General features: G+C 62.1%; 16 protein-coding genes. 13 read left to right on the forward strand and 3 right to left on the reverse strand.

What is annotated here, in order from left to right:
• The first annotated feature begins 79 nt into the window (after positions 1–79).
• From AC07E3_RS03340 to msrA, 7 genes are all read left to right on the forward strand, one after another.
• The gene (locus tag AC07E3_RS03340) at positions 80–571 is read left to right on the forward strand and encodes a GNAT family N-acetyltransferase (RefSeq protein ID WP_478360294.1); all 492 of its coding nucleotides are present in this window, start codon (positions 80–82) and stop codon (positions 569–571) included.
• Positions 572–581: 10 nt separating this feature from the next.
• Entirely contained in the window at positions 582–950 is a 369-nt protein-coding gene (locus AC07E3_RS03345) for a hypothetical protein (protein WP_478360295.1), read from the forward strand.
• Between the two features lie 227 nt (positions 951–1,177).
• Positions 1,178–1,585, forward strand: coding sequence for a succinate dehydrogenase, cytochrome b556 subunit (gene sdhC / locus AC07E3_RS03350; RefSeq protein ID WP_025031366.1), 408 nt, complete (start codon positions 1,178–1,180; stop codon positions 1,583–1,585).
• A 2-nt stretch (positions 1,586–1,587) separates the two neighbouring features.
• Positions 1,588–1,971 (forward strand): succinate dehydrogenase, hydrophobic membrane anchor protein, encoded by a 384-nt coding sequence (gene sdhD, locus AC07E3_RS03355; RefSeq protein WP_478360296.1) that lies wholly within the window; start codon positions 1,588–1,590, stop codon positions 1,969–1,971.
• An 8-nt stretch (positions 1,972–1,979) separates the two neighbouring features.
• Entirely contained in the window at positions 1,980–3,830 is a 1,851-nt protein-coding gene (gene sdhA / locus AC07E3_RS03360) for a succinate dehydrogenase flavoprotein subunit (protein ID WP_478360297.1), read from the forward strand.
• Between the two features lie 12 nt (positions 3,831–3,842).
• Complete coding sequence (locus tag AC07E3_RS03365) at positions 3,843–4,625, forward strand: succinate dehydrogenase iron-sulfur subunit (RefSeq protein WP_065816939.1); 783 nt, start codon at positions 3,843–3,845, stop codon at positions 4,623–4,625.
• A gap of 162 nt (positions 4,626–4,787) precedes the next feature.
• The gene (gene msrA / locus AC07E3_RS03370) at positions 4,788–5,429 is read left to right on the forward strand and encodes a peptide-methionine (S)-S-oxide reductase MsrA (protein ID WP_478360298.1); all 642 of its coding nucleotides are present in this window, start codon (positions 4,788–4,790) and stop codon (positions 5,427–5,429) included.
• 54 nt (positions 5,430–5,483) lie between these two features.
• On the opposite strand, the gene AC07E3_RS03375 is transcribed toward msrA, so the two are convergent.
• The 3 genes from AC07E3_RS03375 to AC07E3_RS03385 form a co-directional block, all read right to left on the reverse strand.
• The gene (locus tag AC07E3_RS03375) at positions 5,484–6,605 is read right to left on the reverse strand and encodes a Glu/Leu/Phe/Val family dehydrogenase (RefSeq protein ID WP_478360299.1); all 1,122 of its coding nucleotides are present in this window, start codon (positions 6,603–6,605) and stop codon (positions 5,484–5,486) included.
• A gap of 128 nt (positions 6,606–6,733) precedes the next feature.
• A complete protein-coding gene (locus AC07E3_RS03380; protein WP_065816941.1) occupies positions 6,734–7,171 on the reverse strand; it encodes an OsmC family protein in 438 nt (145 codons plus the stop codon).
• Positions 7,172–7,217: 46 nt separating this feature from the next.
• The gene (locus AC07E3_RS03385; RefSeq protein ID WP_478360300.1) at positions 7,218–8,462 is read right to left on the reverse strand and encodes a ubiquinone biosynthesis hydroxylase; all 1,245 of its coding nucleotides are present in this window, start codon (positions 8,460–8,462) and stop codon (positions 7,218–7,220) included.
• Between the two features lie 124 nt (positions 8,463–8,586).
• Here AC07E3_RS03385 and tesB point away from each other — a divergent pair, with 124 nt between their 5' ends.
• From tesB to AC07E3_RS03415, 6 genes are all read left to right on the forward strand, one after another.
• Complete coding sequence (gene tesB, locus AC07E3_RS03390) at positions 8,587–9,453, forward strand: acyl-CoA thioesterase II (protein ID WP_065816943.1); 867 nt, start codon at positions 8,587–8,589, stop codon at positions 9,451–9,453.
• Positions 9,454–9,671: 218 nt separating this feature from the next.
• Positions 9,672–10,010: a P-II family nitrogen regulator gene (locus tag AC07E3_RS03395; protein ID WP_065816944.1), complete on the forward strand. Its 339-nt coding sequence runs from the start codon at positions 9,672–9,674 to the stop codon at positions 10,008–10,010.
• Positions 10,011–10,038: 28 nt separating this feature from the next.
• Positions 10,039–11,382 (forward strand): ammonium transporter, encoded by a 1,344-nt coding sequence (amt, locus tag AC07E3_RS03400; protein WP_090328731.1) that lies wholly within the window; start codon positions 10,039–10,041, stop codon positions 11,380–11,382.
• A gap of 209 nt (positions 11,383–11,591) precedes the next feature.
• On the forward strand, positions 11,592–14,138 hold the full coding sequence (locus AC07E3_RS03405) for an FtsK/SpoIIIE family DNA translocase (protein ID WP_478360301.1): 2,547 nt from the start codon (positions 11,592–11,594) through the stop codon (positions 14,136–14,138).
• 142 nt (positions 14,139–14,280) lie between these two features.
• Entirely contained in the window at positions 14,281–14,880 is a 600-nt protein-coding gene (locus AC07E3_RS03410; protein WP_478360400.1) for an outer membrane lipoprotein carrier protein LolA, read from the forward strand.
• A 135-nt stretch (positions 14,881–15,015) separates the two neighbouring features.
• Positions 15,016–15,825 carry an exodeoxyribonuclease III gene (locus AC07E3_RS03415; protein WP_336069876.1) on the forward strand — a complete coding sequence of 270 codons (810 nt, stop codon included), beginning with the start codon at positions 15,016–15,018 and terminating at the stop codon, positions 15,823–15,825.
• Positions 15,826–15,894 lie beyond the last annotated feature (69 nt).

The following is a 15,894-nucleotide window of genomic DNA, read 5'->3' on the forward strand; positions in this document are numbered from 1 at the left end:
TCTTAACCTTTGTCACGTCGAGCATGCCGCACCAATATGCCGATTGACAGACGTGGTTAATTTCGGGGAAGGGTGCTTCATGGGCGAGAATCATCAGATCGACATCAATCCGCTGCGCCTCAAGGATGCGCATGCTCTGGCGCCGCTTCTGGCGGCTTATACGCAGTCGCTGAAGCGCGGTGCGCCGCGCCGTCCCGACGACTATTATGCCGAGACCCTGTTGCAGGACCGCGCCGTGGAGGTGGTGGGTGCCAGCCTTGACGGCGAACTGGTGGGTTTTGCACTGTTCTACGACCTGCCGGACCCGGTGTCGGGCATGCGTCACGGTCTGGTCGATCACCTCTTCGTGCATCACGGCCACCGTCGCAAGGGCATCGGCAAGGCGCTGGTGGATGTGATCGCCGATCAGGCCGAAGAGCGCGGCTGGGCGCGCCTGGCGCTCAATGCGCCGCGTCAGCCGGAGGAGGGGCGCAAGCTCTATGAGGCAATGGCCGCCCCCGCTGACTGGACCACGCATGTCATTCGTTTCGACCAGTCCAGCGAACGCACTCCGGATTCGGACCCGCAATAGAGACGGCAGCATGACATCTTCAGATTCGTCCCTATTTCGGCTGCGCAAGTGCGGCCCGTCAGGCCTTTTGGCGGTCGCAGGATGCGCCGTCATTCTGGCCGGCTGTGTCGCCACGCCATCCGAAGAGGCAAAAAAGACCACCACGCTCGCCTTCTCCGGCCCTGTCAAACTGGCCTGCGATGACGGGATGGAGATGACGGTCACTCCAAGGAGCGGCGGCATTTCGGTTGTCAGCCCGCGTGGTGTCGAGATCGACCTTCCGGCTTCGCCGCCGGGGCAAAGCGTGCGATTCGGCGAGTCTCTCTACGCCGTCGTGATCGAGGGCAGCGAGGCGTTATGGATGGTCAGCGGCAAGGTTCCGATCACCTGCCGCCGTTAGGCGCCCGCCATGAAAATCGGAAAAAAATGCGTTCAATCGTTTAAAGTCCTGCAATGCTGGTCGTCCCTGCCGCCGGCTGCAATATATTCGGCCAGGGGATTGCTTTTGCGGCTTTGACGCACTGCAAAAACCGCATTAGAAAGCCACAGCCGCAGGGCGCGAGTTCGGGATCCGATGTCGCTCTCGCAACAGCCACCCCGCCGCGCCGGTATCGAATTGGGGAAGCCATGAGCAAATCCACAACTGTAAAGGCCAGGCCGCTTTCGCCTCACCTGCAGGTCTATCGTCTCATTCCGACTATGCTGATGTCGATTGTCCACCGCATCACCGGTGGCGCGCTTTATTTCGGGATGGTGCTTTTCGTCATCTGGCTTGCCGCCGCCGCCGGCTCGAAGGAAACCTTCGACACCGTCAACGGCATCTACGGCTCCTGGTTCGGCCGTCTCGTCCTGTTCGGTTTCACCTGGGCCATGATCCATCATCTGGTCGGCGGTCTTCGCCATCTCGTGTGGGACACGGGGCGCGGCCTTGAAAAGGCCACGGCCACGAAAATGGCCAAGGCCACCATCGCGGTCTCCATCGTCTTGACCATTCTGGTCTGGATCATCGGCTATGCCGTTCGCGGAGGGTTTTGATCATGAGTGACATGCGCACACCGCTTAACCGCGTTCGCGGTCTTGGCTCCGCAAAAGAAGGCACGGATCACTTCTGGCGCCAGCGCCTCACGGCCATCGCCAACATTCCGCTTGTCATCTTCTTCATCGGCTTCGTCATCGCCAACAATGGCGCATCCTATGAAGAGGTCCGTGCGGCGATCGCCAATCCGGTCGTTACCGTGCTTCTGGCCTTCGCCGTTCTGTCGGTGCTCTATCACATGAAGCTCGGCATGCAGGTCATCATCGAGGATTATGTCCACGGTGAGGGCAGCAAGGTCGCGCTGCTGATCGGCAACATCTTCTTCACCCTCATTCTGGGCGTCGTTTCTCTCCTCGCCCTCGTCAAGATCGCCCTCGGAGGCTGAACCCGGTTATGGCAAAGGCAACAGATAAGAAGGCGGCAGACGCCTACACCTATGTCGACCACAAGTTCGACGTTGTCGTCGTCGGCGCTGGCGGCGCCGGTCTGCGCGCCACGCTCGGCATGGCCGAACAGGGTCTGAAAACGGCCTGTATCACCAAGGTCTTCCCGACCCGCTCGCACACGGTCGCCGCCCAGGGTGGCATCGCGGCTTCGCTCAAGAACATGGGTCCCGACCACTGGCAGTGGCACCTTTACGACACGGTGAAGGGCTCCGACTGGCTCGGCGATGTCGATGCCATGGAATATCTCGCCCGCGAGGCGCCGGCTGCCGTCTATGAGCTCGAGCATTACGGCGTGCCCTTCTCGCGCACCGAGGAAGGCAAGATCTACCAGCGTCCCTTCGGCGGCCATATGCAGAATTTCGGCGACGGCCCGCCCGTGCAGCGCACCTGTGCTGCGGCAGACCGCACCGGCCACGCCATCCTGCACACGCTCTACGGCCAGTCCGTCAAGAATCACGCCGAGTTCTTCATCGAGTATTTCGCGCTCGATCTCATCATGTCCGACGATGGTGTGTGCACCGGTGTCGTGGCGTGGAACCTCGAAGACGGCACGATCCATCGCTTCTCCGCCAAGATGGTGGTGCTGGCGACGGGCGGTTATGGCCGCGCCTATTTCTCCTGCACCTCCGCCCACACCTGCACGGGCGACGGCAATGGCATGATTGCCCGCGCCGGCCTGCCGCTGCAGGACATGGAGTTCGTGCAGTTCCACCCGACCGGCATTTATGGGGCGGGCTGCCTCATCACCGAGGGTGTGCGCGGCGAGGGCGGCTATCTGGTCAATTCCGAGGGCGAGCGCTTCATGGAGCGTTATGCGCCGTCGGCAAAGGACCTTGCCTCCCGCGACGTTGTCTCGCGCTGCATGACCATGGAGATCCGTGAGGGCCGGGGCGTCGGCAAGAACAAGGATCACATCTACCTGCATCTCGATCATCTGGACCCGGCGGTCATTCACGAGCGCCTGCCCGGCATCGCCGAATCGGCCCGCATCTTCGCCGGCGTCGATGTGACCCGCGAGCCGATCCCGGTCCTGCCGACCGTCCACTACAATATGGGCGGCATCCCGACCAATTACTGGGGTGAAGTGCTGAACCCGACGAAGGACAACCCCGATGCGGTAGCGCCCGGCCTGATGGCCGTTGGCGAGGCGGCCTGTGCCTCTGTGCATGGCGCCAACCGCCTGGGCTCCAACTCGCTGATCGATCTGGTGGTCTTTGGCCGTGCCGCTGCCATCCGCGCCGGCGAGGTTGTCGACCGCGATGCGCCAGTGCCCGCACTCAACGAGGCTGCCTGCGAAAAGATCATGGAGCGCTTCGACCGTCTGCGTCATGCCTCCGGTTCCACGCCCACGGCGGAGCTGCGCGAGAAAATGCAGCGCGCCATGCAGGAAGACGCCGCCGTGTTTCGCACGCAGGAATCGCTGGAGCAGGGCTGCGAGCGCATCAGTGCTGTCTGGAAGGAGCTTCCGGACGTCAAGGTCTCCGACCGCTCGATGATCTGGAATTCCGATCTGATGGAGACGCTGGAGCTGGAAAACCTGATGGCCAACGCCATCACCACGGTCTATGCCGCCGAGGCGCGCAAGGAGAGCCGTGGCGCCCACGCCCGCGAGGACTACAAGGATGGTCCGATGGGCGGCCGCAACGACGAGGACTGGCGCAAGCACACGCTGTCCTGGGTCGATGAGAGCGGCAAGGTCACGCTCGACTATCGTCCCGTCCACACCGACCCGATGCTGAAGCCGGAAGATGGCGGCATCGATCCCAAGAAAATCGCGCCCAAGGCGCGGGTTTACTGAGGCGAGGAAGTCATGGTTGAAATCACCCTTCCCAAGAATTCCCGCGTCAAGGAGGGCAAGGTCTGGCCGAAGCCCGAGGGCGCGACCAATCTGCGCGAGTACAAGATCTACCGCTGGTCGCCGGATGATGAAGAGAACCCGCGCGTCGACACCTATTATGTCGACATGGATGATTGCGGGCCGATGGTTCTCGACGGGCTGATCTACATCAAGAACAAGATCGATCCGACGCTGACCTTCCGTCGTTCCTGCCGCGAGGGCATTTGTGGCTCCTGCGCCATGAACATCGACGGCACCAACACGCTTGCCTGCACCAAGGGCATGGATGAGGTTGCTCAGGATGCGGTCAAGATCTACCCGCTGCCGCACATGCCGGTGGTGAAGGATCTGGTGCCGGATCTCTCCGTGCCCTATGCGCAGCTTTCCTCCATCGAGCCCTGGCTGCAGACGATCACGCCGGAGCCCGCGACCGAGTGGAAGCAGAGCCATGAGGACCGCACCAAGCTCGACGGGCTTTACGAGTGCATTCTGTGCTTTTGCTGCCAGACCTCGTGCCCGAGCTACTGGTGGAATGGCGAGCGTTATCTCGGTCCCGCCGTGCTGCTTCAGGCCTATCGCTGGCTGATCGATTCGCGCGATGAGAAGACGGGCGAGCGTCTCGACAATCTGGAAGACCCCTTCCGGCTCTATCGCTGCCACACGATCATGAACTGTACGCAGGCCTGCCCCAAGGGCCTGAACCCGGCCAAGGCCATCGCCAACATCAAGAAGATGATGGTCGAGCGCCGCGTCTAAAAATTCTTTCCTCCCTGCTCGTCGATACGTCGCGGCAGGGAGGACGAACGTCATTTCCCGCCTTCTCTCTCCGGCATCAGCCCTTCACGCAAGCGTGTAGCGGCTTGATTTGAATTTGCCGCCCGGCGCGGTAGCTCTGTGGCGAACACAGGAGAGACATTGATGTTGCGACGTTCCCTTTTGGCCGCGGCCTTTTCCTTCACTGCCATGGTGGCGGTTTCGCAGCCCGCGACGGCTGAAAAGCAGACGGCGATTTTCGCAGGTGGCTGTTTCTGGTGTGTCGAGGCCGATTTCGACAAGGTTCCAGGCGTGCTCGACACGGTGTCCGGCTATGCGGGCGGGAGCACCGAGAATCCGACCTACCGCACCTATTCCTCAGGCGGCCACCGCGAGGTGGTGAAGATCGATTTCGACGATGCGAAGGTCAGCTATGACCGGCTTCTGGAAATCTTCTTCCGCTCGGTCGATCCGACCGATGCCGGCGGTCAGTTCTGCGACCGGGGCGAGAGTTATTCAACGGCAGTCTATGCGCTTGACGATGCGCAGAAGGCTGCCGCCGATAAAGCCAAACAGGAAGCAAATACGGCACTCAGCGGCAAGGTCGTCACACCGATACTCGGGGCTGCGAAATTCTGGCCGGCGGAGGATTACCACCAGAACTATTACCAGAGCGACGAGCGCATTCTCTCCCGCTTTGGGCTGGTGAAGAAGAAGGACGCCTACAAGGGCTACCGCAAAGGCTGTGGCCGCGATGCGCGTGTTCGCCAGGTCTGGGGCGAGGCGGCCTTTACGGGGATCAAGTGATCCGCGTTGTGACGGAGCGGGTTGCGCCCATCGAGCGCGCAACCCGCCAGTTGTTCAGCGCTGCCGCGCTGCATTGATGTGCTCGAATGCGATCTCTGCCGCCACGTCGTTGGTCGGACGTTTCTGCGCCTCGGCGCGCGCGAAAATGTCTGCCAGCGTCTCGGGAATTTTCGCAACTTTTGCCATCGTGGCTTCGCGGTCGTAGCCGCCGGGCGCGAGCTCGGCTGCGACATTCAGAAGCCCGCCGGCATTGATCACATAGTCCGGCGCATAGAGCACACCGCGCTCCATCAGGAGCCGGGCATCCTCGTGCCGCACGAGCGGGTTGTTGGCAGCACCCGCAACGATCTTCGCACCGAGCAGGGGAATCGTTTCGGCAGAAAGCACGCCGCCCAGCGCACAGGGCGCGAACACGTCAGCGTTCACTTTCAGAATGTCGTCCAGCGCAACCGGGGTTGCGCCGAATGTGTCTTTCGCCTGCTCCATCCGGGCTGCGTCGATGTCGGTCACCGAAAGCCTCGCGCCTTCCGCGTGAAGCTTTTCGCACAGTGTCCAGCCCACCGAGCCAAGCCCCTGCACGGCCACATGCACGCCGTCGAGCGTGGCAACGCCACGGTGCTTCAGCGCGGCCTTGATCCCCAGAAACACGCCATGGGCGGTCACGGGCGAGGGGTTGCCGCTGCCGCCAACGGTGGTGCCCGTCACATTGGGGGTGCGTTCGCGGAGAAAGTCCGCATCGGCAACCGTGAAGCCCACATCCTCGCCGGTAAAATACTGACCGTTGAGTGCTATCAGCATTTCCGCATAGGCTTCGAGAAGGGTCGGCGTCTTGTCGGTTTTAGAATTGGCGATAATCAGCGCCTTGCCGCCGCCGAAATCCATCCCCGCCACGGCTGATTTGAAGGTCATTCCGCGCGACAGGCGCAGGACATCTGTCAGCGCTGCCTCGAAGGTTTCGTGCGGCCAAACGCGCGTGCCGCCGAGGCCGGGGCCAAGCGCGGTGTTGTGGATCGCCACGATGGCGTTCAGGCCACGCTCCTCGTCGCGGCCGTGCCAGACGCGCTCATGATTGTCGAACGCGTCCAGCTTCGCGGCCTCGGCCGTGATGTCGGTGATGGTGAGTGTGGACTTCTGTGCCACGGTCTTCAGTGTCCGCGGTGTCTGGGTCTGCAGCATGTCATTCCTCCCGAACGACTTGTTCCGTAAGGGAATTCTAGCTGCATGGGCTGATTTTTGGTTGCGAAGTCTCGCCATCGAACGACCTTCCATTGCGCCGGCCGACGGTTTTCATCGCGAAAGTGTCGTCAGCCGTATCTGGCGTCAAGCGTGATCTCGATCGCGCCGAGCGCCTTGGAGACGGGGCACGAGGCCTTGGCCTTCTCGGCGATCTCGAGGAATTTCGCTTCGTCGAGGCCGGGCACGTTGCCAACCAGCGACAGCGCGCTCCTGACGATCTCGAAACCGCCGCCTTTTGCCGGCTGCAGTGTCACATCGGCTCGCACGTCCAGTTTGTCTGCCGGCGTGCCGCCCTCCGCCAGCATGTGCGAAAGCTGCATGGCGAAACAACCGGCATGGGCACCCGCGATCAACTCTTCGGGATTGGTGCCCGTCTTGCCGCTCTCGTCCTCGAAACGGGCCTTGAAGCCGAGAGGCAGGGCCGAAAGCGCACCGCTCTGCGTGTCGAGGCTGCCTGAGCCCTCGACCAGGGATCCCTTCCAGGTGACATTCGCATGCCGTTTCATAGCCATGGTCTTCTCCTTGTGGACATAGTGCGTTGAAGTCGAAAGGCTAGATTGCCTCTCCGCGCAGCAGTCTCGGTGTGCCGGGGGCCAGTCCCGAGGCCTGCTGGATGAAGTAACGCTTCATGGCCGGCATTCGTTCAACCAGGCCAAGACCAAAATCACGCAGCGCCCGCACCGGGCCGATATCGTTGGAGAACAGCCGGTTCAGAACGTCGGTCGTCACGCCCATCTGAACCGTGTCGAACCGCCGCCAGCGCTCATAGCGCTGCAACACGTCGAGCGCGCCGATATCCTCGCCCAGCCGTTCGGCCTCGACAATCACCTCGGCCAGCGCTGCCGCGTCCTTGAAGCCGAGGTTCAGACCCTGCCCCGCAATGGGGTGGATGCCATGCGCCGCATCGCCTGCCAGCGCGAAGCGGGGTTTTACGAATTCGCGCGCCAGAGTGAGGCCCAGCGGCCAGGCGCGGCGTGGGCCTTCCACGCGGATCTCGCCGAGCTTCAGGCCGAAGCGCAGCTCCAGCTCCTGCTCGAAGACGAGGTCATCTTCATTGACCAGCCGCTCTGCATCTTCCGTGCGCTCGGTCCACACAATGGACGAGCGGTTGCCTGTCAGCGGCAGCGTGGCAAACGGGCCGGCGGGCAGGAAATGCTCCTCGGCGCGGCCATTGTGCGGGCGCTCATGCGCCACGGTGCAGACAATGCCCGACTGGCCGTAATCCCACTTCACCGTCTTGATGCCGGCCATGTCGCGCAGGCGCGAGCGAACGCCATCGGCGGCGACCAGAAGCCGTGTGCGGCATGTGGAGCCGTCTGCGAGGCTCACCGTCACATACCCGCCCATATTGGCGAAACCGTCCACCGCCACGCCTTCGATGATCTCGATCCCGCTTTCGGCGGCGCGGGCGCGCAGCGCGCCGTTCATCACCCGGTTCGGCACCATATGGGCAAAGGGTTCGCCCTCTCCAGCCTCGCCGCCAAAGGTGAGAAACACCGGACGAACCACATCGGCGGTGCGCGAATCGGTGATCTCCATCTCGGTGATGGGCTGCGCCTCCGGCTCGATCTCCGTCCAGCAATCCAGCCGTTTGAGCATCCGGCAGGCCGCGGCCACAATTGCCGATGCGCGGCCATCGCGCTGCCACACGCCTTCCGGCGCAGCGTCCACCAACGCCACCTTGAGGCCGGGCTGTGCGCGGGCGATGGAAACAGCGGTCGCCAGACCAACATAGCCAGCCCCGGCGATCAGGATGTCCAGTTCGCGCTCGGATGTCTGTTTGGTATTCCTGGCCATAGCGGCACCTCATTTGCCATCAGCGTTGCAGTGTCTTTGCCCCAGTTCGGGGGCCTTGACTTGGTTCCCGCCTTCGTCTTGGACATCATCAGCCATATCATTCGCTGCCGGAGGGAAGCCATTCATGTCGTCGGCCATGCAAGACCTGCTTGCCATACTCGATCTTGAGACGCTCGAACACAATCTGTTTCGTGGTCGCAGCCCTCAATCGGCGTGGCAGCGTGTTTTCGGCGGGCAGGTGATCGGTCAGGCGCTCGTCGCCGCCCAGCGCACCGTCGATGCCGCCCGTCATGTCCACTCGCTCCACTGCTACTTTATGCGGCCCGGCGATCCGGCAGTGCCGATCATCTACGAAGTGGACCGCATCCGCGATGGCGGCAGCTTCACCACGCGCCGTGTTGTCGCGATCCAGCATGGCCACGCGATCTTTTCTCTCTCGGCGTCCTTTCAGAAGGAGGAGCCCGGTCTCGACCATCAGCTTCCCATGCCTGAAGGCGTCACGCCTCCGGAAAACCTGCGCACCCAGCGCGAGTTTCTCGCCGAATTCGGTGAGCGCGTGCCGGAGAACATCCGCCGCTACTGGGCGCGCGAGCGTCCCATTGAGGTGCGACCGGTCATCATCGAGCACTATACCAGCCGCGACAAGCTGCCGCCGCGCCAGGACGTGTGGATCCGCACCACGGGTCCGGTGCCGGACGATCGTGCTCTGCAGGCCGCGGTGCTCGCCTATCTTTCCGACATGACGCTGCTCGACACCTCGACTTTCGCCCATGGCCGAAACGGCTTCGATCCGGATATCCAGATGGCGAGCCTCGACCACGCCATGTGGTTTCATCGGCAACACAAGCTCGATGACTGGCTGCTCTACACGCAGGACAGCCCCTCGGCGCAGGGCGCGCGCGGCTTCTCCCGGGGCAGTCTCTATTCGCTCGATGGCACACTGATCGCGTCTGTCGCTCAAGAGGGATTGGTGCGACTGCGCACAAAATAGGCAAAATGAAAGTTTTGCCTATTTATTATGCAATTCGCGAAGCGTGAGAGTCTCCTTCGCCCGAATTGCCGGAATATTTCAATATATTTTTCAATAACTTGAATCTGGTTCTCTCGAACTGGCACGGCATTTGATTCTCCTTTGCTGTCGCGGTCCGCATGGCGGTTCGCGCGATGCAGGCAACCCGCGGGATCCCGCAACAGCAAAGGTGAACTGCCATGAAAATAGTGATGGCAATCGTCAAGCCCTTCAAGCTGGAGGCCGTGCGCGAAGCGCTCACCGGCCTCGGCATACAAGGCCTCACCGTCACGGAGGTGAAGGGCTATGGACGACAGAAAGGACACACGGAAATCTATCGCGGCGCCGAATATGCCGTGACCTTCCTGCCCAAGGTCAAGATCGAGGTGGCGGTCGATTCCGACATGGTCGACCAGGTGGTCGAGGCCATCGTCGAGGCCGCCCGCACCGGACAGATCGGCGACGGCAAGGTCTTTGTCCACGCGCTCGACAAGGCTGTGCGCATCCGCACCGGCGAGTCCGGCGTCGAAGCCCTTTAAGCGGCAGCACATTCCGATGGAGAATCAGATGATGTATCGAACACTGAAAAGCGCCGCAGGCCCGCTGGCGCTGGGCGGGCTTGCGCTGGCGGCCATGTCCTTTCCGGCTCTGGCACAGGAATCCGCCGAGGCCGCGCCCGAATTTGCCTCGGCTTCCGAGACGGCATTCATTTTCAACACGCTGCTCTTTCTCATGGGCGGTTTTCTGGTCATGTGGATGGCGGCCGGCTTTGCCATGCTCGAAGCAGGCATGGTGCGCACCAAGAATGTCTCCATGCAGCTTTTGAAAAACATCGCGCTCTATTCCATCGCCGGCATCATGTACTGGGTGGTGGGTTACAGCCTGATGTATGTGGATGTGTCGAGCTATATCGGCACCTTCGCGCCCTATAGCTGGCCGGCGGCAGGTACCGCCAATGAGGGCGATTATTCCGTCGCTTCCGACTGGTTCTTCCAGATGGTCTTCGTCGCCACCGCCGCCTCCATCGTTTCGGGCACGCTGGCCGAGCGAATCAAACTGTGGCCGTTCCTCATCTTCGTTGTCGTGCTCACCGGCTTCATCTATCCGATCGCCGGCTCGTGGAAGTGGGGTGCAGGCTGGCTCGACGCCATGGGCTTCCAGGATTTCGCCGGCTCCACGCTGGTTCACTCCGTGGGCGGCTGGGCGGCTCTCGCCGGAGCGCTCCTTCTTGGCGCACGCAACGGGAAGTTTGCTTCAGACGGCAAGGTGACGCCGATCCCGGGTTCCAACATGGCGCTCGCCACGCTTGGCACCTTCATTCTCTGGCTCGGCTGGTTCGGCTTCAACGGCGCCTCGCAGCTTGCCATGGGGTCCAATGCCGATGCATCCGACATCAGCCGCATCTTTGCCAACACCAACCTGGCTGCCGCTGCAGGTGTCGTCGCTGCGCTGATCCTCACGCAGATTCTGTACAAGAAGGTCGACATCACCTTCGTCTTGAACGGCGCTCTGGCCGGTCTCGTGTCCATCACCGCCGAGCCGCTCACGCCGAGCCCGTTCATGGCCATCGTCATCGGTGCTGTCGGCGGCGTCATCGTGGTGCTCACCGTGCCGCTGCTCGACAAGCTCAAGATCGACGATGTGGTGGGCGCGATCCCCGTGCACCTCATCGCCGGTATCTGGGGCACGCTCGCCGTTCCGCTCACCAACAGCGATGCGAGCTTCAGCGTGCAGATCGTCGGCATCGTCGCTTATGGTGTCTTCACTTTCGCCGTGTCCTTCGTGGTCTGGATGATCCTCAAGTCGACCATGGGACTGCGCGTGAGCGCGGAAGACGAGATGAGTGGTCTCGACGTCGCCGAGGTGGGCGTCGAAGCCTATCCGGAGTTCATGCCCATGCATGGGCGCTGATCGAAAATTCACTTGCCTGACAATCGGCCTTCGGGCCGGTTGCCTTCCTGAGGGGCCCGGTTCGCCGGGCCCTTTTTTCATGGTTTGAGAAATTGTGCCCCGATCCTCCATGGTTAATGCCGTCTTAACCATCCGCTCGCTAGGGTCGAGGGCGAGTCATCACGGCGCGTTTCGCGTCGAAAGCAACGCGCGAGCGGAGAATTGTGCGCATGAGTTCCGGGTCTTCGGCATTCCTGGCGATGGATGAAAACAGCTATGGCCTGCAGGCTTTCCTGCGCCGGCAGGCAGCACGAGCGGGTGGCCTTGCGCTTCTGGCCTTCGTGGCGTTTGCGGTGGCGGCGCTCGCCACCTGGAACGTGGCCGATCCCAGCTTCAGCCATGCGACGGCCAATCCCGTCACCAATGCGATGGGTTATCCCGGCGCGGTGTTCTCCGATCTCGCCATGCAGTTTTATGGTCTTGCGGCACTGGTCGGGCTCGTGCCGGCGGTTTGCTGGGGCGCTCTTCTTCTGCTTGGCCGGCAGATCGATCGCGGCGTGAGGCGTGCCGGTGCCTGGTTCCTTGGTGCCGTCCTTGCCGCGGGCATCGTCGGCGCCTTCGCACCGCCGCCCACCTGGCCCCTCCCCACCGGCCTTGGCGGTGTTCTTGGCGACATGATTCTGTCCCTCCCGGCCAAGTTCATCGGTGCTTATCCGCGTGGCTTCGCCGGCTTCGTCATCGCTGCCATTCTTGCGGTGCCTGCCGGCTGGCTGCTTGCCTACGGTGCGGGTCTGATTTCGCGTCCGGGTGCAGACGACTTCGCAGACGATATGGAAGACGAAGCGGCCTTCGACACGCTGGACGATGAGGAAGAAAGCGGGGGCTCGGTCGTCCTTGGCTATTTGGCGCACTGGTGGCTGTCCTTCTGCGCATTCTTCCGTCGCAACCTCGTGCGTGCCGGCCCCCGCGATGCCCATCGGTCGCGCGTGATCGAGCCGGACGAGGATGAAGACGCAGCCTTCGAGGATTTCGACATGGACGCGCGGGTCGAGCCGGATTTCGACGAACCGCCGGCAGCGCCCCGTATGCGCGTCGAGCCTGAGTTCGACGCTCCGGCGCCGAGGCCTGCTGCCGCGCAGCCTCGCCAGGTCGAGCCGGTGCCCGCCGCGCAGCGGGTTGAAAATCCTGCGCCCCGCCCGGTGGAGGGCGCGCGTGTGCGCCGCGAGGCGCAGCCGTCCTTTCTCGACAGCGGCACGTTCGAACTGCCCGAACTTCATCTGCTTGCGGAGCCAAAAACCTCGACAAAGGACCCTTCGCTTTCCAGAGACGCGCTGGAGCAGAATGCCCGCCTTCTCGAGGGCGTTCTGGAGGATTTCGGCGTCAAGGGCGAGATTATCCATGTGCGCCCCGGCCCGGTGGTTACACTCTACGAGCTGGAGCCGGCTCCCGGCATCAAGTCGTCGCGTGTGATTGGCCTTGCCGATGACATCGCGCGCTCCATGAGCGCTATCGCCGCCCGCGTCGCGGTCGTTCCCGGCCGCAACGCCATCGGCATCGAACTGCCGAATTCCACGCGCGAAACCGTTTATCTGCGGGAGCTTCTTGCCAGCCGCGACTTCGAGGCGAGCAAGGCCAAACTGGCGCTTTCGCTCGGCAAGACCATCAATGGCGAAGCGGTGATCGCCGATCTCGCAAAGATGCCTCACCTTCTGGTGGCCGGTACCACCGGTTCCGGCAAGTCGGTCGCCATCAACACCATGATCCTGTCGCTGCTCTACCGCATGACGCCCGAGCAGTGCCGCCTGATCATGATCGACCCGAAGATGCTGGAACTGTCCATCTATGATGGCATTCCTCATCTCCTCACCCCGGTCGTGACCGACCCCAAGAAGGCGGTCGTCGCGCTCAAATGGACCGTGCGGGAGATGGAAGACCGCTACCGCAAGATGTCCAAGGTCGGCGTGCGCAACATCGAGGGCTTCAACCAGCGTGTCGTTGCGGCCAAGAAGAAGGGCGAGACGATCAAGCGCACGGTCCAGACCGGCTTCGACCGCGAGACGGGCGAGGCGATCTACGAGAGCGAGGATCTGGATCTCGAGCCGATGCCCTTCATCGTCGTCATCATCGACGAGATGGCCGACCTGATGATGGTCGCCGGCAAGGACATCGAGGGCGCGGTGCAGCGTCTGGCGCAGATGGCGCGTGCTGCGGGCATCCACGTGATCATGGCCACGCAGCGTCCTTCGGTGGACGTCATCACGGGCACGATCAAGGCCAACTTCCCGACGCGCATCTCCTTCCAGGTGACGTCGAAGATCGACAGCCGCACCATTCTGGGAGAGCAGGGCGCAGAGCAGCTTCTGGGCATGGGCGACATGCTCTACATGGCTGGCGGCGGGCGCATACAGCGCGTCCACGGTCCGTTCGTCTCCGATGGCGAGGTGGAAAGCATCGTCAATCATCTGAAGATGCAGGGCGTGCCGGACTATCTCGACGCTGTCACCGAGGATGACGAGGAAGATGACGGCGGGTCTGCTGGCGGCGGCGGGTCGGGTGGCGGCAATCTGGGCGATTCCGCTGACCCCTACGATCAGGCGGTTGCCGTGGTGCTGCGCGACGGAAAGGCATCCACCAGCTATATCCAGCGCCGTCTCGGCATCGGTTACAACCGGGCTGCTTCGATCATCGAACGCATGGAGGAGGAGGGCATTGTCGGCCCCGCCAACCATGCCGGCAAACGCGAAATTCTCGTGCCGACCGAGCAGGACGAAGTCTGATCAAGAGCGGCGCTGGAACCGGCGCCGGCGCGGACCGTTATCGGGCAGCCAAATTTCGGCCCTACTGGGTGGTTATCCGGAAGGGCAAATGTGGAGATCGAACACGATGATTCTTGGGGTAACCGACTTTCTGGCGCGGCGGATGGCCGTTGCAGCGATGGCTTTGGCGGCGCTCTGCGTTGCGCCGATAGCAGCCCAGGCTGCCCAGAGCGCCGACCAGATCGCGGCGCATTTTTCCAGCGTGCGCACCATGATGGGCGAATTTGTGCAATTCGGGCCGCGCGGCGAGCAGACCGGCGGCAAGTTCTATATCGAACGCCCGGGCAAGATCCGCTTCGACTATGAAGAGCCGTCAGGCTTCCGTGTCACCTCCGACGGCAGTTCGGTGGTCATCATGAACAAGAAGCTCAACACGGCGGACCTTTACCCGCTCTCGAAAACGCCGTTGAAGCTGCTTCTCGACGAGCGCATCGATCTCTCGGGCGACAAGGTTCAGACCGTGCGAGAGGACAATGATCTCACAACGATCAAGATGTCCGACAAGTCTGTCTTCGGCAATTCGACCATCACGATGATGTTCGACACCAACTCATACGACCTGCGCCAGTGGACCATCACCGACGCACAGGGCAAGGACACAACGGTCATGATCTTCAACGTTCAGCAGGGCGTGACCTTCGACCCGAGCGTTTTCAAGATCGATTACCGCCGTGTCGACGCGATGAGCCGCAACAAGCGCTGACACCAGCTTACTGATACCTGGCCGGGCTGTGGACAGCCCGGCCTTTTCGGTTCAGGCAGGCCGTTGCGCTTGTCTTCCTTTTCTGTTCCGGGCAGTTTTGCGCTTCCTGCAAGCGATCAATCCCGGACCCATTCCATGCCCTTCACCATCGCCACCTGGAACATCAACTCCGTGCGGCTGCGCATGCCGCTTGTCGAGCAGTTTCTGGAGCGGTACAGCCCGGACGTTCTGTGTCTTCAGGAAACCAAATGCGCCGATGACCAGTTCCCCGCCGCCGCTTTCCGCAAGGCCGGGTATGAGCACATGGCGATCCATGGTCAGAAGGGTTATCACGGTGTCGCCACCATCGCCCGCCGTCCGCTGAAACTCGTTGAAAAGCGCGAATTTTGCGGGATGGGCGATAGCCGGCATATCTCCGTTTCCGTCGATGCGGGAGCGGGCCGTTCGGTTCTTCTGCACAATTTCTATGTGCCCGCAGGTGGTGACGAACCGGATCCCGCCATCAATCCGAAATTTCGCCACAAGCTCGACTTTCTGGCCGAAATGCATGCGCTTCGGGCGGAAGAAAACGGCAATTCGGGGACCATTCTCGTCGGCGATCTCAACATCGCGCCGCTCGAAACCGATGTCTGGTCGCACAAGCAGCTTCTCAAAGTCGTCAGCCACACACCGGTCGAGACCGAAGGGCTCGAAAGGCTGCGCATGGAAGGCGGCTGGGTGGATCTGATGCGTGAGAAGATACCGCCGGAAGAGAAGATCTTCACCTGGTGGAGCTACCGCGCCAAGGACTGGGCGCTTTCGGATCGTGGGCGCAGGCTCGACCATATCTGGTCGTCGCCCAATCTCTCACCGGCTCTGAACCGGATCGAAGTGTTGCGCGAGGCGCGTGGATGGGACCGGCCATCCGACCATGTTCCTGTTATCGCAGGTTTTGACTTCGGCTGACCGGTTTTTCGGGAATTTCACGGATTTTCAGAGAAAACGCCCTTTTTGGAGGAAAAAGGGATGAAACGC

The organism is Nitratireductor lacus, from assembly GCF_056431025.1.